Origin of the sequence: Streptomyces sp. NPDC001717, from assembly GCF_042892775.1 — a bacterium.
Classification (GTDB): Bacteria; Actinomycetota; Actinomycetes; order Streptomycetales; family Streptomycetaceae; genus Streptomyces.
In genome coordinates this window covers 96,289-115,218 of record NZ_JBIAUK010000027.1, presented here as the reverse complement: position 1 = coordinate 115,218, position 18,930 = coordinate 96,289, and the positions used below count along the sequence as shown (strand labels likewise).

At 69.8% G+C, this 18,930-nt stretch carries 20 protein-coding genes and 2 pseudogenes; 16 read left to right on the top strand and 6 right to left on the bottom strand.

Translation table 11 applies throughout. From position 1 onward, the window contains the following. The first annotated feature begins 310 nt into the window (after positions 1-310). From ACFYZL_RS31555 to ACFYZL_RS31535, 5 genes are all read left to right on the top strand, one after another. Positions 311-499: a hypothetical protein gene (locus ACFYZL_RS31555; protein ID WP_388683708.1), complete on the top strand. Its 189-nt coding sequence runs from the start codon at positions 311-313 to the stop codon at positions 497-499. Positions 500-611: 112 nt separating this feature from the next. Next, positions 612-1,145 (top strand): CbrC family protein, encoded by a 534-nt coding sequence (locus tag ACFYZL_RS31550; protein WP_388683706.1) that lies wholly within the window; start codon positions 612-614, stop codon positions 1,143-1,145. Positions 1,146-1,760: 615 nt separating this feature from the next. Continuing rightward, the gene (locus tag ACFYZL_RS31545) at positions 1,761-2,153 is read left to right on the top strand and encodes a MarR family winged helix-turn-helix transcriptional regulator (protein WP_388683722.1); all 393 of its coding nucleotides are present in this window, start codon (positions 1,761-1,763) and stop codon (positions 2,151-2,153) included. 50 nt (positions 2,154-2,203) lie between these two features. Continuing rightward, positions 2,204-3,553, top strand: a complete 1,350-nt coding sequence (locus ACFYZL_RS31540) for an MFS transporter (RefSeq protein WP_388683719.1) — start codon at positions 2,204-2,206, stop codon at positions 3,551-3,553. Between the two features lie 33 nt (positions 3,554-3,586). Then, positions 3,587-3,880, top strand: a complete 294-nt coding sequence (locus ACFYZL_RS31535; RefSeq protein WP_388683703.1) for a DUF1330 domain-containing protein — start codon at positions 3,587-3,589, stop codon at positions 3,878-3,880. Positions 3,881-4,167: 287 nt separating this feature from the next. Here ACFYZL_RS31535 and ACFYZL_RS31530 read toward each other — a convergent pair whose 3' ends face one another. Next, positions 4,168-4,713 carry an RICIN domain-containing protein gene (locus tag ACFYZL_RS31530; RefSeq protein ID WP_384752164.1) on the bottom strand — a complete coding sequence of 182 codons (546 nt, stop codon included), beginning with the start codon at positions 4,711-4,713 and terminating at the stop codon, positions 4,168-4,170. 554 nt (positions 4,714-5,267) lie between these two features. Here ACFYZL_RS31530 and ACFYZL_RS31525 point away from each other — a divergent pair. From ACFYZL_RS31525 to ACFYZL_RS31515, 3 genes are all read left to right on the top strand, one after another. Continuing rightward, positions 5,268-6,005, top strand: a complete 738-nt coding sequence (locus ACFYZL_RS31525) for a dienelactone hydrolase family protein (RefSeq protein ID WP_388683700.1) — start codon at positions 5,268-5,270, stop codon at positions 6,003-6,005. A gap of 385 nt (positions 6,006-6,390) precedes the next feature. Then, a complete protein-coding gene (locus ACFYZL_RS31520) occupies positions 6,391-6,813 on the top strand; it encodes a hypothetical protein (protein WP_388683698.1) in 423 nt (140 codons plus the stop codon). 9 nt (positions 6,814-6,822) lie between these two features. Then, positions 6,823-9,204 (top strand): hypothetical protein, encoded by a 2,382-nt coding sequence (locus ACFYZL_RS31515; protein ID WP_388683696.1) that lies wholly within the window; start codon positions 6,823-6,825, stop codon positions 9,202-9,204. Positions 9,205-9,315: 111 nt separating this feature from the next. Here the strand turns inward: ACFYZL_RS31515 and ACFYZL_RS31510 are convergent, their stop codons facing one another. Both ACFYZL_RS31510 and ACFYZL_RS31505 read right to left on the bottom strand, forming a co-directional pair. Next, entirely contained in the window at positions 9,316-10,122 is an 807-nt protein-coding gene (locus ACFYZL_RS31510; protein WP_388683715.1) for an ABC transporter permease, read from the bottom strand. Between the two features lie 56 nt (positions 10,123-10,178). Continuing rightward, positions 10,179-11,117, bottom strand: coding sequence for an ATP-binding cassette domain-containing protein (locus ACFYZL_RS31505; protein ID WP_388683693.1), 939 nt, complete (start codon positions 11,115-11,117; stop codon positions 10,179-10,181). Between the two features lie 161 nt (positions 11,118-11,278). On the opposite strand from ACFYZL_RS31505, the gene ACFYZL_RS31500 reads away from it, so the two are divergent. From ACFYZL_RS31500 to ACFYZL_RS31480, 5 genes and pseudogenes are all read left to right on the top strand, one after another. Continuing rightward, the gene (locus tag ACFYZL_RS31500; RefSeq protein ID WP_388683691.1) at positions 11,279-11,917 is read left to right on the top strand and encodes a PadR family transcriptional regulator; all 639 of its coding nucleotides are present in this window, start codon (positions 11,279-11,281) and stop codon (positions 11,915-11,917) included. Positions 11,918-12,513: 596 nt separating this feature from the next. Continuing rightward, positions 12,514-12,879 (top strand): hypothetical protein, encoded by a 366-nt coding sequence (locus ACFYZL_RS31495; protein WP_388683688.1) that lies wholly within the window; start codon positions 12,514-12,516, stop codon positions 12,877-12,879. A gap of 212 nt (positions 12,880-13,091) precedes the next feature. Beyond that, positions 13,092-13,318: pseudogene (locus ACFYZL_RS31490) on the top strand (IS110 family transposase); the annotation flags it as partial. A gap of 500 nt (positions 13,319-13,818) precedes the next feature. Continuing rightward, positions 13,819-14,058 carry a hypothetical protein gene (locus ACFYZL_RS31485; RefSeq protein ID WP_388683686.1) on the top strand — a complete coding sequence of 80 codons (240 nt, stop codon included), beginning with the start codon at positions 13,819-13,821 and terminating at the stop codon, positions 14,056-14,058. Beyond that, complete coding sequence (locus tag ACFYZL_RS31480; protein ID WP_388683683.1) at positions 14,055-14,399, top strand: hypothetical protein; 345 nt, start codon at positions 14,055-14,057, stop codon at positions 14,397-14,399. Before ACFYZL_RS31485 ends, ACFYZL_RS31480 begins: the two co-directional genes overlap by 4 nt. A gap of 108 nt (positions 14,400-14,507) precedes the next feature. On the opposite strand, the gene ACFYZL_RS31475 is transcribed toward ACFYZL_RS31480, so the two are convergent. Further along, positions 14,508-14,921, bottom strand: a complete 414-nt coding sequence (locus tag ACFYZL_RS31475; RefSeq protein WP_388683681.1) for a hypothetical protein — start codon at positions 14,919-14,921, stop codon at positions 14,508-14,510. A gap of 208 nt (positions 14,922-15,129) precedes the next feature. Here ACFYZL_RS31475 and ACFYZL_RS31470 point away from each other — a divergent pair, with 208 nt between their 5' ends. Then, a complete protein-coding gene (locus ACFYZL_RS31470) occupies positions 15,130-15,363 on the top strand; it encodes a hypothetical protein (protein ID WP_388683679.1) in 234 nt (77 codons plus the stop codon). Between the two features lie 35 nt (positions 15,364-15,398). Continuing rightward, a pseudogene (locus ACFYZL_RS31465) lies at positions 15,399-15,921 on the top strand (transposase); the annotation flags it as partial. Between the two features lie 270 nt (positions 15,922-16,191). Here ACFYZL_RS31465 and ACFYZL_RS31460 read toward each other — a convergent pair. Then, positions 16,192-17,130, bottom strand: coding sequence for a LysR family transcriptional regulator (locus tag ACFYZL_RS31460; protein WP_388683677.1), 939 nt, complete (start codon positions 17,128-17,130; stop codon positions 16,192-16,194). A gap of 71 nt (positions 17,131-17,201) precedes the next feature. Here ACFYZL_RS31460 and ACFYZL_RS31455 point away from each other — a divergent pair, with 71 nt between their 5' ends. After that, the gene (locus ACFYZL_RS31455; protein ID WP_384746823.1) at positions 17,202-17,936 is read left to right on the top strand and encodes an SDR family oxidoreductase; all 735 of its coding nucleotides are present in this window, start codon (positions 17,202-17,204) and stop codon (positions 17,934-17,936) included. Positions 17,937-17,961: 25 nt separating this feature from the next. Here the strand turns inward: ACFYZL_RS31455 and ACFYZL_RS31450 are convergent, their stop codons facing one another. Further along, positions 17,962-18,912 carry a hypothetical protein gene (locus tag ACFYZL_RS31450; RefSeq protein WP_388683674.1) on the bottom strand — a complete coding sequence of 317 codons (951 nt, stop codon included), beginning with the start codon at positions 18,910-18,912 and terminating at the stop codon, positions 17,962-17,964. Positions 18,913-18,930: the final 18 nt, after the last annotated feature.

The window sequence follows — 18,930 nt, the reverse complement described above, 5'->3', positions numbered from 1 at the left end:
ATCAACACCAGGCAGCAGGGGTGCTATCCGCTCCCACGCCACATCCGTCAGCTCACCACGACCCACCACAAGATCAATTATCAGACAGTGCCTAGTGCAATCGGGCAGTGCCTCTCCGGTTGTCGGGGCGATGGCACACGGCTCGGCACGTGCGGTACGCCCAGACGGATGCGCCGGTCGCGGTGTTGATCGCGTACAGCTCGCCCTCGTCGAGGTCTCTCTCGAAACCACCCGGGGAGACCACGCAGCTGGCTGCTGCCACCGTGCAGAGACCTGTTTCGCAGCCGAATACGTCCAGCGCGGGGCGCCGATGTTCAGGTCGAATGCGAGACGCGCCCGCTACCGCGGCCTGCAGAAGACTCCCCTGGAACATTCGTTCTCCTCGGTCACGCTCGACCGCATCCGTCTCGGCGCCTGGTGGAACGGCCGTCCCCTCGACCGACCCCGCACCAGCCACCTCGCCCGACTCGACCAGCAGGACTTCAACCTCACCAGTTGATCACGGGCCTGCTTGCAGAGAGACTGCGACCCATGGGGTTCACAGGCTTGCCCGTCGAAACACAGACCACCGTCGTCGAAGCGGACCTCTCCATGCAACGGCGGGCTCACCAGTGAGTACCAACCTGCCCCACTTCCGTTACCACCCCGACCCCGTCGCAAGCGAGTCCATTCGCGAGAGCGCCGAGACCTGCGCCTGCTGCAACCGCAGGACGGGGTGGATCTACACCGCCACATTCTTCACGGCCCAGGATGTCAGCGGGAGATTCTGCCCCTGGTGCATCGCCGACGGCAGTGCCGCTGAACGATTCGAAGGTGAATTCACCGACGCATACGGGCTCGACGGCGTCAGCGAGGAGACCCTGGTGCAGGTCACCCGCCGCACCCCCGGCTTCCACGCCTGGCAGGATCCGCACTGGCTTGTCCATTGCAACGATGCGGCCGCCTTCATCGGCGAGGTCGGATACAACGAACTGGCAGCTCATCCCGAGGCCCTCGACGGGCTTCGACTCGACCTCCGAATGGATGGCTGGCACGACCCGTCCCAGCTCGACACCTTCCTCACCCACCTCGGGCAGGGGGCAAGCGCCATGCTCTTCCGCTGCACCGTCTGCGGCACCCACCTCGCCTACGCCGACGCTTCGTAACCACGGCCCAACTCAGCTGGGCCCTTTCCCTTCATCGGAGGCCGACCCTCGCAGCGGTATTCCGAGGCATACCAGCGCGCTCCCGTGGAGGGCGTCACCAACTGGTTCCCTCACGACTCAGGCAGCCTGGTCGCCACCCATGACCTCTCCCCCCTCCCGGGAGCCTGCCATGTCCCTCCAGCCCCGTCCCGGAGCCGAGCCTCAGCGGGCCTGTTCGGCGACGAGGGCTTCATCGCCTGGCACCTGCGCGACGGCCGCGCCGGGCTCTTGCCCGCGCAGCCGGTCAGCATCTGCGTGCCGTGCAGTACGCGCTGAACCCGTCGGACCGGCAGGCCCCCGAGGCGGTGTGCTGCCGCATCGACTTCACGTACGCACTCGGCCTGGAGCTTCAAGACCCCGGCCTCCGGGCCCGGTACCGGACCGGAGGCGGAGAGCCGGCCTGCACAAGGAGCTCGCCGCCCGCGTCACCAGCCGAGCCGTTTCCATAAAGCATGAATATAAAAGGTCTATGCTTTGGGCATGAGTCGTCAAGACACCGCTCCCGGCGCGGCCGCCGCCATCGGGGCAGCCCTCTACGGCCTGGCCACCAGGGCCGTGAGACGCCTGCCCCGGGACATGAGCCTGACGTCCGCCGCCACCCTGGCCACCCTGGATCGGACCGGACCGCGGCGCATCACCGATCTGGCCGCGGTCGAGGGCGTCACCCAGCCCGCCATGACCACTCTGGTCCGGGTGATGGAGGAGTCCGGCCTGGTCGAGCGGCGGGGCGACGCGTCCGACAAGCGGGTCACACTGGTGTGCCTGACCGAGGCCGGCGCCTCGTATGTCCGGGCGCGGCGCCAGGCGGGCGTCCACGCGTTCGAGCGGTTGGTCGGCGAGCTCACCGGCGACGAGGTCGAGGCGCTGGTGGCGGCCCTTCCTGCGCTGAGGCATCTGGCAGAGCTCGAAAGCCAGGACCGCGAAGGGCCGGAGCCGCGACCGGGCAGCCGGTCGGCGGGGCCTCGGTGAAGGCGGTACCGGTGGCGCGTTCCGAGGCGCGGCTGCTGGTCCCTTCCCTGATGTTCATCGCTCTGGTCGTGGCGGTGGTCGGCAGCCTCGGGGCGCCGCTCATCACCAGCGTGGCGACCTCCTTCCACGTCTCGCTCGGCAGCGCGCAGTGGACGCTGACCGTCGCGCTGCTCAGCGGAGCCGTCGCCACGCCGGTCCTGGGCCGGCTCGGAGCCGGCCCGCACCGGCGGGCCACGATCCTCGCCACGCTGGCGGTCGTCGTCGCCGGCAGCGCGCTCACCGTGCTGCCGCTGTCGTTCGCGTGGCTGCTGGTCGGCAGGGCGGCCCAGGGTGTCGGACTCGGGCTGACGGCGCTGATGATGGGCGTGGCCCGGGACCACCTCCCCGAGGAGCGCGGCGCGGCCGTGATCGCCCTAATCTCGGTGGTCTCGATCATCGGGGCCGGCGTCGGCTACCCGCTGGCCGCACTGCTCGCCGAGCTCGGCGGGGTACGGGCCGCCTACGGCCTCGGCCTGGTCGTCACCGCCGCCGCCCTCCTGACCGCGTGGCGCTCCGTGCCCGAAGCTCCCGAAGGCCGTTCCGCCCACGTGGACGTGGCGGGCGCGGTCGTCCTGGCCGCCGCGTTGCTCCTGGTGCTGTTCCTGGCGAGCGAACGGGATCTGTGGAGCCGGCACCTCGCCGTAGCGGCGGGCCTCGTCGTCGTCGCGGGGGTGCTGCTCTGCGCCTGGGTCGTCGTCGAGCTGCGCAGCACGATGCCCCTGGTCGATGTGCGGGCGGTGCGGCACCCGGCGGTCGCCGGGGCGAACCTCGCCATGTTCGTCGGCGGGATCGGCATGTACCTCCTGCTCACGCTCGTCACCCGGTACGCGCAGACGCCGCCCGGCGCCGGCTACGGCTTCGGGCTGACGACCTTCGTCGCCGGGCTGGTCCTCGTCCCGTTCTCGGTGCTGGGGTTCGTCGCCGGCAAGCTCACGCCGCGCATCCGGACGCGCATCGCCGATCCCCTGCTCCTGGCCGGCAGCGCCGTCGTGGTCGGCGGCGGGTTCGCCCTGTTCGCGGCGGCCCGGTCGGACCTGGTCGACGTGTTCGCGGCGATGGGCGTGCTCGGCTTCGGCGTCGGCGGCTTCTCGGCCGCGATGCCCGGCGTCATCCTGGCCGTCACCCCCAAGAGCGAGACGTCGAGCGCCATGAGCTTCAACTACGTCGTTCGCAGCGTCGGCTACTCCCTGGGCAGCGCCATCGGCGGCCTGATCCTCGCCGCGGGCACCGGCCCCGGCCACCTCTTCCCCGACGACAGCGCCTACACCACCGCGGCGATGGTCGGCATCGGCGCCATGGCGATCACTACGCTGACGAGCGTGGCACTCGCCCGCCGACGCCCGTCCGAGACCAACCCGTAAGTCAGATGCACTCATCCCCACACTGGAGGTTCCATGCCCAAGGCCTACTGGGTCAGCGTCTACCGCACCATTTCAGACCCCGAGAAGCTGGCTGCCTACAGCGAGTTGGCCGCTCCGGCCGTCAAGGCCGCAGGCGGTCGGACCCTCGTCCGCGGCGGTCGGGTCGTGGCGCACGACGACGGAATCGCCGAGCGCACCGTCCTGGTCGAGTTCGACAGCTTCGAGCAGGCCGTCGCGGCGCGCGAGAGCGCGGCCTACCAGGAGGCGCTGGCCGCCCTCTCCGACGGCGTCGAGCGCGACTTCCGCATCGTCGAGGGCATCGACTGACCGAGGTCCGGTCGGATCTTCGGCGAAGCTCCCCGCGGCGCGGCCCGAACCCCTCGACGAATGACCACGCGGACAGGCCACCGAGGACGGGGCTTCGGTGACCGCTTCCCGTTCGAAGCGATCGCCCTGGTCGCCGGCCCGTAGGCCGGAGGCGTCCGGGGTCCGCGGCGGCCACTGACCGACGGTGCCCTGCCCACGGCTGTGGGCAGGGCACCTTTGCGGGTGACTCCCGATGCCCCAGGCACACCTGTCGTGCCCGCGAGCCGGTTTTTTCTACCGTGAGGTCGTCACCCCACGCGCCACCTCTGGTCCGCGAGACCGACGCAGTCGTACTGGAACACCGGGGAGTTGCTGTAGCCCTGCGCCACCAGGCACTTGGCGCTGTTCCAGTTCTGGAGCCCGTACCCCGCGTTGCCGAAGTCCTTCAGGTACCAGTACTGGTCCTCGTAGTTGGCACAGTCGTACTGGAACGCCTGGCGATTGTTTTCGTCGGTCTGGACCACCAGGCACTTCTGACTGTTGAGGTTCCTCAACCGGAAGTGGTTGGCCGTGCCTTCCCGCATCCAGTACTCGTCGTCGAAGTTGGTGCAGTCGTACTGAACGGCCTTGTTGCCGTTGGCGTAGCCCTGGATCAAGAGGCACTTGCCGCTGTTGACGTTCTCCAACCTTTCGTAGACGCCCGGGACGACGCTCGACAGGCCCTGGGCTGCCGCGAGGCTCTGGGCCTCGGCCGGCGTGACCACCTTGGACTGCGCCTTGTCGGTCGGTTGCGCCTTCGGTGCGGGGCTGTCGGCCGATGCGGTTCCGGTGGCAGCGGTTGCGATGAGTCCCAACGAACCGAGGACAATGGCCATGCGACGGAGCACTTGATTCCCTTTCAATGGAACGCAGATTGAACGAGAGTGGGCAGCCCGACTCACCCGACTCACCCGAAGGTCGAAGGGGTCGGGAGGCCGCCGCTGTGCAGGGCGAAGACACGGCCGATACGGACGGGCCGCCACCGTCGGTGTGGGCGACGCACCAGGCCGGGTTGTAGCCCCCTGGATCGGTTCGATCGTGCCCGTGCCTTCGCGGAACGAACCTCTGCCCGCCCGGCGCGCAGGGGTGTGCGTGGTGTGCCGGATCGCTGTGCTGTGCGTGCCGCCCGAGCGGCCGGAGAAAGCGCGCGGTCTTCCGTCTACGTCATCCCGTAGGCCTCTCGGAAGGCCGCCTGAACCCGCCGACGCTGCAGAACCCCCCAGCGGGCCGCGATCGCCTGGGCGGTCCGGCTGCCCGGCCCCTGACCGTTCTTGTGGCCTTTGCCGTATCTCGGAAGGACACCCTCACTGTTCTGCCGGCGGCAGAACGGCGGCCGGACCGGGCTCGACGATCGCTACCGTCCCGTCTCATGACGACGATCACGACGCGTACGGTCGAGTACCCGGCCGACGGTTTGACGATGATCGGGCACCTCGCGCTCCCGGCCGGTGTCGACCGCCGGCCCGCCGTGCTGCTCGGACCGGAGGGCATGGGGCTCAGCGACGTCGAGCGCCGCCGGGCCGATGCTCTCGCCGAGCTGGGATACGTGGCGCTGGCCTTCGACCTTCACGGCGGGCGCTATTTGGGTGACCCCGAGGAGATGCTGGCCCGTTGCATGCCGCTGCTCGCCGACCCCGACCGAATGCGGGGCATCGGCCGTGCGGCGCTGGACGTGTTGCGCACCGAACCGCGGACCGACCCCGACCGGATCGCCGCCATCGGTTACGGCACCGGGGGCGCCATCGGGCTGGAACTCGGACGTGCTGGCGTCGGCCTGCGCGCGATCGGGACGGTCAACGGACTGACCACGGGCCGACCGGGCGAGGCGGCGCGCATCCGCTGCCCGGTGTGGGCCGGGGTCGGGTCGGAAGACCCGATCATGCCGCCCGCGCAACGGAACGCGTTCACCGCCGAGATGCAGGCCGCGGGCGTCGACTGGCGCCTCACGGTCTACGGCGGCGCCTTGCACGCCTTCCACCACCCGCCGGTCGACCACCCCACGGTCCCCGGCGTCGGCTACCACCCACGGCACGCGCAGCGAGCCTGGCGCGACGTCGTCGACCTGCTCGCCGAGTGCTTGCCCGTGACGGACGATCTGAGGAAATGACCCGGGTAGGCATGCCGGCGCCGGGCCTGGTCGGCGTCGGGCACTGACCGTCCCTCCCCTCCCCTCAAGCCCGCACAGCAGCAGGTTCCCCGTGGTCCGCGGCCGAGCCGGGACCGCTGCAGCGGTGCAGACCGCCGGAAGACGCCGCCGTGCCGCCCCTCCCGACGTCGGCCGGCCCCACGCGAAGACGGCGGGGTGGGGGCGTATCGGTGCGGGCGCCGTGGCGGCCGGCCGGATCCTTACCGCCCTGGTATGGCCCACTCGACTCTCGTGCCGGGGGACGGGCGTCCGTACGGTGAGCGCTTGGTACCGAGGACACGACACGGCACGGCACGGCACGCACTACAGCGCACTACACCGCACCACACATCGAAGCGGGGGGCGTATGTCGTTCGAGGAAGAGTGGCGGCAGGCGCGCGCGGACGCGGCCGACCAGCGCGCCGTCGCAATGCGGCTTAACCAGACCGGAGGCGGCGGCGCCACGCCCGATCTGGCCGTCAAGAGCGACGACCTGGGCGCGATCGGCGCGGACGCGCACGTGCTGTACGAGGGGGTGAAACGGGACACCGAGACCGTACGGGTGTCGAACTACGAGGCGGCCAAGACGCTCACCTCGTACCAGTTCTCTTCCGGCGCCCAGCTGATGCAGGCGCACGAGCGGTGGTACACGCAGGTGGGGACCCTGCGGGACGCCTGCGCCCAGATCTCCAACCACCTGGACTACTCGATCGCGGCGCACGCCAAGGACGACGCGGAGATCCGCGGCGATCTGATGACCGTGTCCAAGATCAACGAGCTGCTGAAGTAGGTGGCGACCATGCTGACGTACTGGGACGTGCTGCACATGCCGCTCGACAAGCTCAAGACGGCTGTCGACGACTGGTCCGCCATGGCCGGCAAACTCGCGCTGCTCGCCACCGACGCCCGCGACGGGATGCAGAACAAGGCCGAAAAGGCGAACTGGGCGGGAGTGAACGCGGAGGTCAGCCAGGCGTTCATCCGCAAGGTCGCGAAGGAGTTCGACGACGCGGCCAAAGAGGCCAAGGGGATGCACCTGCTCCTGCTCGACGGGTACACCGCGTTCAAGAAGGCCCAAGACGCCCTCCAGACGATCCTCGACGGCGCGGTGGAGGCGGGCATCGTCGTGGACAGCCAGGGCCTGGTCACGGCCCGGTACCCCGTGTCCGCCGACACCGCGCTCCGGCACGACCCGGACGCGGATCAGGAACGGGCCAAGGAGCGGGCCACACTGGACGCGTGGACCGAGCGGATCCGCGCCATCGTCGCCGGCTGCACGGCCGACGACGAGTCGCTCCGGCTGGCCCTGGCTGCGAACTTCGGCGACGCCCACGACTTCAGCGCCCCCAAGTACAGCAGCCTGGACGCGGAGGAGGCCCAGCGCGCCTACGAGCTGGCGGCCAAGGGAGCCAAGGGCGAGGGCCTCACCCATGCCGAACTCCAGCAGTTGAACGAGCTGCTGGCGGCGAACCAGTCGTCCGTCGAGTTCACCACCTCCTTCTACGAGAAGCTCGGCCCCAAGGGCACCCTGGACCTGTTCGCACAGATGTCCACGGACACCTACACCACCGCCGGACCCAAGGCGGAGCAGCTGAAGGACGTCCAGGACCTCCAGCGGAACCTGGGCTTCTCCCTCGCCACGGCGACCGACCCCGACAGCAGGATCCTGATACCCGGCGGCAACGGAGTCCCCGTCAACCCGCTCGGCGACTGGTCGGCCGAGTTCCGCAGGCTCGGCCCCCAGAAGTTCCCCCTGTTCCCCGGCGACACCATGGGCGTGTACGGGTACCAGGCGCTCTCCGGGATCCTGCGCTACGGCGACTACGACCCCCGCTTCCTCAACCCGATCGCCGGGCACGTGGTCCAGCTGCACGAGCAGAACCCGCATCTGTTCGCCGACAACAAGCGCGACGCCTGGCAGCAGAACATCTTCAACCCGTCCGGCGTCAACGGGGCGGGCTACGACCCGCTGGTCGGTGTCCTCGAAGCCCTCGGCCACAGCCCCGAGGCGTCGAAGCAGTTCTTCTCGGAGGAGCCACCGACCGCGTACAACCCGGACGGGACGGTCAAGGTGGGCGCCCAGCCCGACCTCGGGAAGCAGGACGGCCGGCCGATCGGCAACTATCTCGACTACTTCACCCGTGAGGGCGGTGCGATGTCCTTCGCGGACGTCGGCCGCAACGATCCCAAGGACATGGCCGGCACGGAGGCGTATCTGCCGTCCGCGCTCGGCCACGCCCTGGAGTCGGCGACGCTGGGGCACGCCTGGGACGATCCGCAGCCGGTCCTCGTCAAGGACGAGACCACGGCGAAGATCACCCAGGGTGTCATCGAGGCGTACAGCGACGCGAAGCTGCTCAAGGAGCAGGAGGGGCTGGTGGAGAGCATGGGACGCATCGGCGCCGGATACCTCGACGACCTCCACTGGGCCCTCGACGTCGAAGGCGGCCAGCAGAGCGTGTTCACCCCGCGGACGGATCCCGAGTCCCATACGAGCGTCAGCCGGGACGTGGCCAGAGACTTCCTGACCGCGCTGGGGCAGCACCCCGAGTCCTACGAGACGATCTCGGTCGCGGAGCAGATCTCCACGACCACCACGCTGGAATCGCTGCCGCGCCGTCCGGACAGGGACGCTCCGCTGCCCGACCAGGGACCGGCCAAGTGGGTGATCAACACGGGTGCGGAGGTGCAGGGGCTGCTCGACCATGCACGCGGTGAGCAGATCAGGGCCGAGGGCGTGAAGACGTACGAGGCGTACGCGCAGGAGCACGAGAAGGTGAAAGCCCTGATCGAACTCGGCACCGGTGCCGTCGTCGGAGCGGGCGTCGCGGCGCTGCCTTCGAAGGCGGCGAGCGTCGGCGCCGCGGCGGTCCTCGTGCCGGTGGCCATGGACACCGGCGCGGGCTACGTGGAACAGGTCATCAACGACATCCTCGGGAAGTACGGCGAGCAGGGTCTCGAGCAGAAGAAGGAGAGCATCGAGGAACAGATCCGCCGGGACTCCAAGGACATCTATCTGGCCGGTGAGAGGCGCCTGGAAGCGCCGGTCGACCGCTATCTCGCACTACAGCTCATCGATCGCAGATCGGACATGGCCTTCCAGCTCATCAACGCGGGAAAGACCGGATACGGGGAGGGCAACCTCAAGGCGGCGCAGATGGGCAACCCGCCGCAAACCTGATCGCCCTGTGGCGGCCGGCTCCGCCCGCCGGGTCCGCCCGCCGGGTCCGGCCCCAGGGCAGCCCTGCCTCGGTCTCCGGCTGACCGGGCCGGAGACCGAGGCAGGGTTCCCTCAGCGGCTCAGGTCCCGGAACCGCTTCACCGCCAGTGGGAAGAACACCGCGGTCAGGGCCACCGGCCAGGCCACCGCGAGGAGTTCCGCGTGCACCGCGGCCCAGGAGTCGCCGTCCGCACCCGGGTTGCCGAACAGACCGCGTACGGCGGTGGCCGTCGCCGACATCGGGTTCCACTCCACGATCGCGCCCAGCCACGCCGGCATCGATGCGGGCGAGGCGATGGCGTTGGAGAAGAAGCTGACCGGCCAGACCAGGATCTGCACCGCCTGCACCAGTTCCGGCTTGCCGGCGACCATCGCCAGGTGGATGCCGATCCACAGCATCGCGAACCTCAGCAGCAACAGCAGTCCCGCCGCCCCCAGGAAAGAGGCCAATCCCCCGTGCCAACGCCAGCCGACCGCGTACCCGACCGCGATCATCACGGCCAGGCCGACCGCCGACTGCATCATGTCGGCGACGCTCCGTCCGACCAGGACCGCGCCCGAGGTCATGGGCATCGACCGGAACCGGTCGATGACGCCCTTCCCGAGGTCCTGGGTGACCGAGAGCATCGTCGACTCGAGGCCGAAGGCCATGGTCATGGTGAGCATGCCGGGCACGAGGTAGGCCTTGAAGTCCCCGTCGACGCCCTGTCCGCCGCCGATCAGGTAGCTGAACATCAGCAGCATCATCACCGGGAAGACCAGGCCGACCACCACCTGCACGGGCCGGCGCGCCCAGTGGGCCAGCTCGCGCCTGGTCATGGTCCAGGAGTCGGCGGCCGCCCAACGCAGCTTCGAGCCCGTGCCCGCACCCGCGCCCATGCCCGCGTCCGCTTCCGCGTCCGCGCCGTACTCCGTGTTCACACCCTGCGTCACGCTCACGCCGCGTCCCCCTTCGTCAGATGCATGAAGACCTCGTCGAGCGTCGGCCTGCGTACCGCGATGTCCTCCGCCTCGATGCCGGCTGCCTCCAGCGCCCGTACGGTCCCGGTCAGCGCGGCCATCCGGTCGGCGACCTGGGTGCTGACCATCCGCCGGTCCTCGTCCACCACCACGTCACCGGGCAGGAGAGAGACCGCGCGCGCCAACTGGGCCGTGTCGCGCAGGACCACGTCGATGCGGTCACCGCCCGTCCTGGACTTCAGCTCGTCCGCCGTACCCTCCGCGATGACCTTTCCGTGGTCGACCACCGCGATCCGGTCGGCCAGTTGGTCGGCCTCCTCCAGGTACTGGGTGGTCAGCAGAACGGTCGTGCCGCCGCCCACCAGTGAGCGCACCGCGTTCCACACCTCGGTCCGGCCTCGGGGGTCGAGCCCGGTCGTGGGCTCGTCGAGGAAGAGCACCTGCGGCCGGGAGATGAGGGACGCCGCCAGGTCGAGGCGCCGCCGCATGCCGCCGCTGTACTGCTTGACGGCCTTGGTGCCGGTGTCGACGAGCCCAAACCGGGCCAGGAGCTCGTCGGCCCGCGCCCCGGCGCGGCGTGCGCCGAGGTGGTGGAGGCGGCCGAACATCTCCAGGTTCTGGCGGCCGCCGAGTTCCTCGTCGACGGCGGCGTTCTGGCCGAGCAGGCCGATCAGCGAGCGCACTTCGTCAGCGCGGGTCCTCACGTCGACTCCCCCCACCTCGACCCGTCCCTCGTCGGGGCGCAGCAGCGTGGACATGATGCGTACGGCCGTGGTCTTGCCGGCGCCGTTCGGGCCGAGGATCCCCTGGACGGTCCCGGTTCGGACCGTGAGGTCGAGGCCGTCGAGGGCCTGCTTGTCGCCGTACCTCTTCCGCAGGCCTTCGACGACGATCGCCGAATCGTGGTCAGTCAAAACAGCCTCCCGCAAGCAGTAGTCAAACTTGACTAGGACGGGAAGGTACGGCACCGCGAGCCGACTAGTCAAACTTGATTACCTGCGAACGCCGCCCAGACCCGCCCCGTTGGTCCAACTTGTACAGTGGCCCTGGCCGAACGACCCGAGGAGAGACGCACATGTCAGCGATCCGGCTGCTGATCCTCGGAGCGGTCCGCCAGCACGGACGGGCGCACGGCTACCAGGTACGCAACGACCTGGAGTTCTGGGGGGCCCACGAGTGGTCCAACGCCAAGCCGGGCTCGATCTACCACGCGCTCAAGCAGATGGCGAAGCAGGGACTCCTCGTCGCCCACGAGGTCGCACCGAGCACCGTCGGCGGCCCGCCCCGGGTCGAGTACGAGATCAACGACAAGGGCACAGAGGAGTACTTCACGCTGCTCCGCGAGGCCCTGAGTTCGCACGAGCAGAAGACCGACGCGCTCTCCGCCGGCATCGGCTTCATCGTCGACCTGCCGCGGGACGAGGTCGTCGCGCTGCTCAGGAAGCGAATCGCGGGGCTCGAACAGTGGCGGTCCGCGGTCACCGGGTACTACACACCGGAGGGGGGGCCCGAACAGCTCGGGCACATCGGCGAGATCATGAACCTGTGGGTGCACTCGGCCGATGCGGGCGCGGAATGGACGCGCGGTCTGATCGAGCGGATCGAAGGCGGCGCGTACACCTTCGCGGGAGAGGGCGAACCCTTCGTGGGCGTACTCGCGGACGATGAGCCGAACCCGTACGCGACGGGCCCGCACCCGCAGGACAACCGCTAGCGACGCAGCCCGGCCGCCCACCCTGGCGCCGGACCATCGCGACGGGACCCCTGCATCGGACGCGCAGCCAGGGGCGAGGGCGCCGACGGCGCCCACGGGGCCGAGGCGTTCAACGGCCTCACTCACCATCGGACACCTCGCCCGCCTGTGCCGGCTCAGCGTGGAGCAGCTACGGCACTACGACGACAGGTGACCGTGCGGCAGGGCCGCACACACGGAAGCAGACGGGTGATCACCAGGAGCCGAGTGCCTTCGCGATGACAGGGGCCGGGGCCTGGAGGACGAGCTGACGGATCGTCGAGGACCTACGCTCCACTGGCCCCGAAGGGGCATCCGTCCCCTGTGCCGTTCGCGCACTTGGGCCTGCCCAGTCCCGACACCGTGCCGAACGCCCGCACGGGGAGCATCGGCATCACCTTCCAGGACGTCGGAGGCGGAATCAGCAGGGTCCATCTCAGGGGACGGTGACCGAGCGCGGCCGCGGTGCTCGCTGCCAAGCCGTGGGGCTCCTGATCTTGCCGACACCAACTCCTTGCGCATGGTGTCCCGACTACGCTTGCCATGGTCATGGCCAAGATCGAACGAGGGGGACTCCCATGCCGTACGAGACCGGCGCGAAGGTGAAGCTGACCAGGGATGTGCAGGTCACCGCGAACGACACACCGGGCAGGATCGGCTTCGCCGGTCCGCTGTACTTGGCGGAGGGCTTGGCGGGTATCGTCACGGACTCGGCAACGGAAGCCGGCGGCGCTGCCCAGGCCGGGCTTGCGGAATTCGAACGGCAAATACGCGGCGCCCAGTTCGACGGCTTCACGACCGGCGTGATCGACAACCTCCGTCAACGGATCATCCAGCACGGAGGGCTCGACACCGGAGTCGGCGCTCAGATCAAATACAGGGTGCGGTTCGAGAACGGGTTCGTTCTGGGCGGTCTCGAAGAAGGCTGGCTGACCGAAGCCTGATGACCTGCCCCGGCACCCTCGCCGCCCGGCAGGCGGGGGCACCGGGGTCTCCGAAGACGGTTCCGCGAGTATCGGTCCGGCCGGTCCTGGTCATGCGCAGACCGTCTGCGGTCGGGCGATGCCACACGAACGGACTGCCGAGGTCTCTTGCGGCGGGGTCGCCCGGTACCTGGTTACGTCAGGGACGTTCTCTCAGCGGCGACCTGTGAAGCCCGCGGCGATACCACCGCCGGCTCCAGCGCGTGCTCTACGCCTCCGCCCTGTTCCGCATCCGACGGTCCGAAGAGTCCCGCAGTCCTACGACCGCAAACGTGCAGAGGGCAAGCGCCACACCCAAGCCTTCCTTGCCCTCGCACGTCGCCGTGTCAGCGCCCTACGGGCTCTCCTGCGTGACGGGTGGTGCTGCGAGGGCGCGCCACTGGAGCCAGTCATGGCATGAGGTCTGTGCGGCCGATCTGTGATCCTGGACAACCCAGTCGCCAGGGTCAGCTCCGCTGGGGCATCGAAGGACGGTGCCAAGCCTGCGCCGACGGGTGGTGCGAGAGGGGCATCGGCCCAGCTCCCGAAGAGATCAAGCAGGCACTGCCGGCCCGGCACGGGTTTGCTCGCCTTCGCCTGGCAGCCGAGACCAATCTCGTTCCCGTGCTGCGCGCCCTTCGCGAGATGCGTCACCTGTCACTGGGCGAGGCCCGGCTGGCGGCCGCCGAGCTGAGCGGACCGGGCCTGGTCGGCACCTTCGTGGAAATGGCGCATCTGGCAGAAGGGCTTCGCAGGCGGTCCGTCTCACGACCTGCGTTCCGTCGCCCGCCTGACCGCCCGCGAAGCACTCGGCCGGTTGACAGACGGCATCAGGAATCGACGCGACGGGGCAACAGTGCACCCGGACGGAGGACAGGCTGCCGCTCGCCAAGATATTCGAACAGATGCTCTAATAAGTGGATGACGTCCATCCGCTTCCCCGACGACCTGCTCGACCTCCAGGCCGCATGGCTGCGCACCTACGCCGACCTGGCCCGCCGGCCCGCGCACGCGGGCACCACCACGCTCCGCCGCCGGCTCATCACCCTCTCCTGCGCCATCGCCGCCCACCCCTTCTGGACCGTTCCGGGCCGCTCCACGGCCGCCCGCGTCGAGCTCCGGCGCCGCGCCCGAACCCGTATGTGGGCGACGGCGGCGTGAGCACCGAACCGGGCGGCCCGCCACCGGCCGCCGGGTTCCCGGACGACCTGGTCGCCCTCCAGCAGCACTGGACGAGGATCTTCAACCGGTTGGCGAGCAGCCCCCCTCCAGCCGACGGTCACGACATGCGCATGGGGCTGCTCCGCCTCAGCCTCCGCCTGGACTCCCACCCGCACTGGGCGACCACCGAGGCCGGGTGGAGCCGGGAGGCCCGCAACGCTCTCCAGCGACATGCGACCACGGCACCGGGCGGTGAGGAGCAACTGGTCACGCTGTGCGTCGACGGCCGCATCATCGCCGTGCCGCCGGGCGAAGTCGCATCCCGGCGGCCACGCGGATGAGCACCCCGGCACTTGCGGCCCCGCACCGGCCGATCAGCCCTCGTCCTGTGAAGGCCAGGACGAGACCTGCTTGTCGCGGCGGGAGAAGGGACGGGAGCTGGCCCATGGTCAGAGTTCGTACGGGTAGAGAGCGATCTTCTCGCGCTCGATGAAGATCTCGACCCATGTGCCGGCAACCCCTTCGGGTACGGGACCGGCGAGATCCAGAAGGATCTGCGTGCCATCGAGATCGAACACGCCTGCGCCGTCCACGGTGAGGTTCAGCCGTCCTCGCAGGACGACGCGGTGCCCGACAGGTCGGACGCCCGGTCCGACGCCGACGGCCGGCTTCGCGTTCCGCCCCCAGACGATGTCCTCGTCGACCGTCCACTCGACGTGATACTCGCCCGGCTCCGAGGCCGTGTCCCCACACCAGCCGACCATGGTCTCTCCGAAAGGCGTCCGGACCTGGGCCGGCCAGGGACTCCGGTGACTCCGGGGACTCCCGGGAGACGTTACGACCTTCATCAGTTCGACCAGCATGGTTCGATCATGCAGCATCCGAATTGCGTTCGGAACGCGTGAAGTTTCGGCGCTGCCTGGCACGGGTTCGCCGGCGCGTGTGCGCTTTGGCGACCAGTCCCGGCCGCCCGCTCGGCTCAAGGAACCAGATGCCCGCCGGCCGCTACGACGTGCACGCGAGCCCCGAACGGGGTCGAGGCGCCTTCAGACTGCATGGGACCATCTCCGCATGCGCCTTGTAGCTGACAGCACCACGCCGACCTCGCGTTTGGTACTGGTGGAGGAACTCGAGACCGACGACGGCCACGCCTTCGAGCCGGCGAACCCGCTCTTCCTGGCTGTCGGCGATCGAATCGGTTTCGAGGGCGGAAGGCTTGTCGTGGTGCGGGCCGGCGGAGACCGGATGACGCCGGCTGGCGGCTGGTCGACTCGTTGCGGACTCGGGGCGGGACACCGGCAGTAGAAGGGGACCGGGTTCGGCTGATCCTGTGCTCCGGCCAACTGACCGACGCGCTGTTGTACGCGTACGGGCCGGTGACGTCGCCGGTGGACCTGGTGCCGGCCGAGCACCGTCGTGAGCACGGCGCGCTGTACGACGCGCTCAAGCGCGGTCGACTCGACGTGGTGCGGCTGCGGCGGACGTTGGCCGGGCTGTCCCAGCCGCAGGCCGCCGTCGACCGGCTTTCCATGGCGGTGGACGTGAGCAACTGGCTGCGACCGGAAGCCGAGTGCAGCCCGGACAGGCTGTTCTGCCACACCTTCGGCCGGGGCCGGGACCGGCACCTGATGATTCCGGGCCGGCCGTATGCGTTCGTCGCCGCGCTGGAGAGCGGCCGCACGTCCTGATGCCGGCTGTCGGACGCAGTACGGATCGGCCCCAGAGAACGACGTCGCCGAGGTCACCGCCGTCCAGGTCCGCCGTGTCGTCGAGGACATGATCGACGGCGGACGCTGGTGCGAAGGAGATCTGGGCATCCTGGTCGTCTTCGACGCCGGCTCCGACGCCCCTCGCATGGACTACAGGCGCCGCGTGAACTGCGGCATCTGGTGAAACCGCTCGACGACCTCTACATCGCCAAAACCTGGCCCGACCCCTGCGCCTCGCCCGACGACGGATGGTGGGTAAGACGCTGTTGGGGATAGACCTACGTCGATCGCCGCTCCAGCACCGTTGTCTGTCCGGCGAAGACGTTGAACGGCAAGCTGAGGGGCACCGGCCCTTCTTCGTGCGGGTGGTCGTCTGAGATCGCTCACGTGGTGATCGTCATCGTCGAGGGGTGGGTGCCCCCGGTCAGTAGCCGGCCAGTCCGGTCATGTGGTCGGGGTGGTGGGCGGCGACGTCGTGGGCGGCTTGGACGAAGGCGGCGACGGCCGCGGATCGCGAGGTCTCCGGCCAGGCGACCATGACCGCGCTGGGGCTGAGGCCGGTGACCGGCCGGTAGACGACGTCCGGACGCTGGTGCCGCTCGGTGGTGGAGCGTGCAAGGAACGCCACCGCCTGCCCCAGCGCGACCACCTCCAGGAGTTGCTCGACGCCGGACACGAGCGGTCCCTCGGGAGGGTCGGCCGGCGCCGGGCCCGTGGGGCCGTCGCCCGCTTCCCTTCCGTCGTAGGCGGTGGCGGAGGGGGCGGCTCCCTTCCAGCGCGGGATCGGTTCGCCCTCGAGGTCGGCCGGCCGCAGTCGCCGGCGGCCGGCCAGTCGGTGTCCGGCGGGCAGGACGGCCAGGCGCGGCTCGATCACGAGCGTCTCGGAATCCAGCCCTTGGCCGTCGAACGGGCTGCGCAGCAGCGCTACGTCGGCACGGCCGTCCCGCAGCATGGCGACCGGCTCGCCGCTGCCGCCGACGACGACTTCGGGCGGCGGCAGATGCGATCCCGCTTCCCGGTAGGCGGCGAGGATCTCCCGCAGCAGCCCGGCATCGCCCGCCGGCTTGACCGCCACGACGAGCCGGGGTGCTGGCTGACCGGCCCGGCGAGCGCGCCGGGCCGCCGCGTGCACCGCGTCGACCGCGATCCGCGCCTGGTCGAGGAGCACCAACCCGGCGTTGGTCAGGCTCACCTGCCGGGTGGTGCGTTCCAACAGGCGTACCCCGAGCCGGGACTCCATCTGGGCGATCGCCTTCGACAGCGGGGGCTGCGCCATCCCCAGGCGCCCAGCGGCCCGGCTGAAGTTCAGTTCCTCGGCGACCGCGATGAAGTACCTCAGCTCCCGCACTTCCAGCTCATTCATATCCGTGGACTATAGATCCAGAGTCTTCCGGTCTTTCCCTGAGGCCCATGGGCGAGGGGAGGGTGGGTGCCATGACGACTTCACAGAAGACCGCGCTGATCACCGGCGCGAACAAGGGCATCGGCAAGGAAACGGCGCGCGGGCTCGCGGCCCTCGGCATCACCGTGCTGATCGGCGCGCGCGACGCCGAGCGTGGCGAAGCGGCGGCCGAGGAGCTTCGCGCGGGCGGCGCCGACGTACGGTTCGTTCCGCTGGACGTCACCGACGAGAACTCGGTCCAGGCCGCCGCCCGGCACATCGACGCCACGTTCGGCCGTCTCGACATCCTGGTCAACAACGCCGCGATCGCCCCCGGACCGCAAAAGCCGAGTGAGACCCCCGCCGCCACCGTCCGGCAGGTCTACGAGACCAACGTGTTCGGTGTCATTTCGGTGACCCACGCGATGCTCCCGCTGCTCCGCCGCTCGGCCGCCGGACGCATCGTCAACATGTCCAGCGAACTCGGCTCCCTCGCCCACCAGGCCGACCCGGGCAGCCCGTGGGCCTCCTACACCTCGTTCCTCCTCCCCTACTGCACTTCGAAGAGCGCGCTGAACGCGATCACCGTGCTCTACGCCAATGAACTGCGCGCCGAAGGGATCCTGGTCAACGCGGTGAGCCCCGGCTACTGCGCCACCGACCTCAACCGCCACAGCGGGATGCGCACGCCGGAAGAGGGCGCGTCCATCGCGGTCGACCTCGCGACGGCGGGCGAGGACGGCCCTACGGGCGCCCTTCTGGCCGAGGACGGGCCGATTCCCTGGTGAGGCCCGGACGCGCCGGCACGTGGGTTCAGCAGTCGTGGCGGTGTGTGTACGGGGTATCCGGGCAGGTGCGGCAGACGAAGAAGTAGATGCCGCCGCCGCCCAGGTACATGTGGTGTCCGAACGTGTCGAGGGCGGCGGGGTCCGCCTCGGCGCGCCAGGACGGTGTCGCGGCATGGTCCTGACCGGGGTTCCGCTCGTCCAGGGGGAGCCAACGGCCCATGCCCGCCTCGGTCGCGGTGATGCTGAGCAGGTGCTCCATGCGTGTGCCGCAGGCCGTGCACTCGGGCCAGTCCGGCGGCTGGGTCCAGCTCGGATAGCCGCCGATCTTGCTCTGTTGGGTGGTGGCCACCTCGAAGTAGTCGAAGCCGCGTTCCTCCCGCAGAGCCTCGAAGCGCTCGCCGAGCTGCTCGCCGAGTCCTTCGGGCAGGTCCCAGTTGGGATATTCCACGGCTGGTGTCGGGGACACCATGCACGGCCGGGGCAGGTAGTCCTCCTCCGCGGTATGCGGGCGGGGCGGTTGCCCACCGGCGGCGTCAGCGGCCGTCAGAGCCGTGTTGCGCCAGCGGAGCCGGGGGTTGGCCGCGTACTCGTCGTCCTCGTGCACGAGCGGGCACCACAGTATCTGCAGCAGGTCGGTACCGGCGGGGAAGACGAGGTCGGGCACGTCCCGTGCGTACAGCTGGACCACCGGAACCATCGCGACCGGATCGGGCCCGACGGGCTCGTCGAGTGGCTTGTAGTGGTCTGGTTCGGCGCACATCGGCCAAGGCTCACCGGCCGGCCACAGCAGGGGCCCGCCGATGGAGCTGTCGCTCGGGCCCGGCTGCCCGGCCCGGGGGTAGAGGAGGGTGACCGTGCGCGCCGTGCCGGCGAGCTCCGGGAAGACCGACTCGACGTCGAAGGGGATCGGCGCCAACGGGCGCGGCCCGACCGGCCGGGCCTGCGGGGTGTCCTGCTGTATGTGCCCTGACGGCATGAGGTCTCCTGCTGCTGA

Excerpts from the sequence above, each read along its gene's own strand:
- ACFYZL_RS31450 (WP_388683674.1), bottom strand. The coding sequence starts at position 18,912 with ATGCCGTCAGGGCACATACAGCAGGACACCCCGCAGGCCCGGCCGGTC.
- ACFYZL_RS31460 (WP_388683677.1), bottom strand. The coding sequence starts at position 17,130 with ATGAATGAGCTGGAAGTGCGGGAGCTGAGGTACTTCATCGCGGTCGCC.
- ACFYZL_RS31525 (WP_388683700.1), top strand. The coding sequence starts at position 5,268 with ATGACGACGATCACGACGCGTACGGTCGAGTACCCGGCCGACGGTTTG.
- ACFYZL_RS31500 (WP_388683691.1), top strand. The coding sequence starts at position 11,279 with ATGTCAGCGATCCGGCTGCTGATCCTCGGAGCGGTCCGCCAGCACGGA.
- ACFYZL_RS31555 (WP_388683708.1), top strand. The coding sequence starts at position 311 with ATGTTCAGGTCGAATGCGAGACGCGCCCGCTACCGCGGCCTGCAGAAG.
- ACFYZL_RS31510 (WP_388683715.1), bottom strand. The coding sequence starts at position 10,122 with ATGGGCGCGGGTGCGGGCACGGGCTCGAAGCTGCGTTGGGCGGCCGCC.
- ACFYZL_RS31520 (WP_388683698.1), top strand. The coding sequence starts at position 6,391 with ATGTCGTTCGAGGAAGAGTGGCGGCAGGCGCGCGCGGACGCGGCCGAC.
- ACFYZL_RS31455 (WP_384746823.1), top strand. The coding sequence starts at position 17,202 with ATGACGACTTCACAGAAGACCGCGCTGATCACCGGCGCGAACAAGGGC.
- ACFYZL_RS31470 (WP_388683679.1), top strand. The coding sequence starts at position 15,130 with ATGCGCCTTGTAGCTGACAGCACCACGCCGACCTCGCGTTTGGTACTG.
- ACFYZL_RS31540 (WP_388683719.1), top strand. The coding sequence starts at position 2,204 with ATGTTCATCGCTCTGGTCGTGGCGGTGGTCGGCAGCCTCGGGGCGCCG.
- ACFYZL_RS31535 (WP_388683703.1), top strand. The coding sequence starts at position 3,587 with ATGCCCAAGGCCTACTGGGTCAGCGTCTACCGCACCATTTCAGACCCC.
- ACFYZL_RS31545 (WP_388683722.1), top strand. The coding sequence starts at position 1,761 with ATGAGCCTGACGTCCGCCGCCACCCTGGCCACCCTGGATCGGACCGGA.
- ACFYZL_RS31475 (WP_388683681.1), bottom strand. The coding sequence starts at position 14,921 with ATGCTGGTCGAACTGATGAAGGTCGTAACGTCTCCCGGGAGTCCCCGG.
- ACFYZL_RS31515 (WP_388683696.1), top strand. The coding sequence starts at position 6,823 with ATGCTGACGTACTGGGACGTGCTGCACATGCCGCTCGACAAGCTCAAG.
- ACFYZL_RS31485 (WP_388683686.1), top strand. The coding sequence starts at position 13,819 with ATGACGTCCATCCGCTTCCCCGACGACCTGCTCGACCTCCAGGCCGCA.
- ACFYZL_RS31495 (WP_388683688.1), top strand. The coding sequence starts at position 12,514 with ATGCCGTACGAGACCGGCGCGAAGGTGAAGCTGACCAGGGATGTGCAG.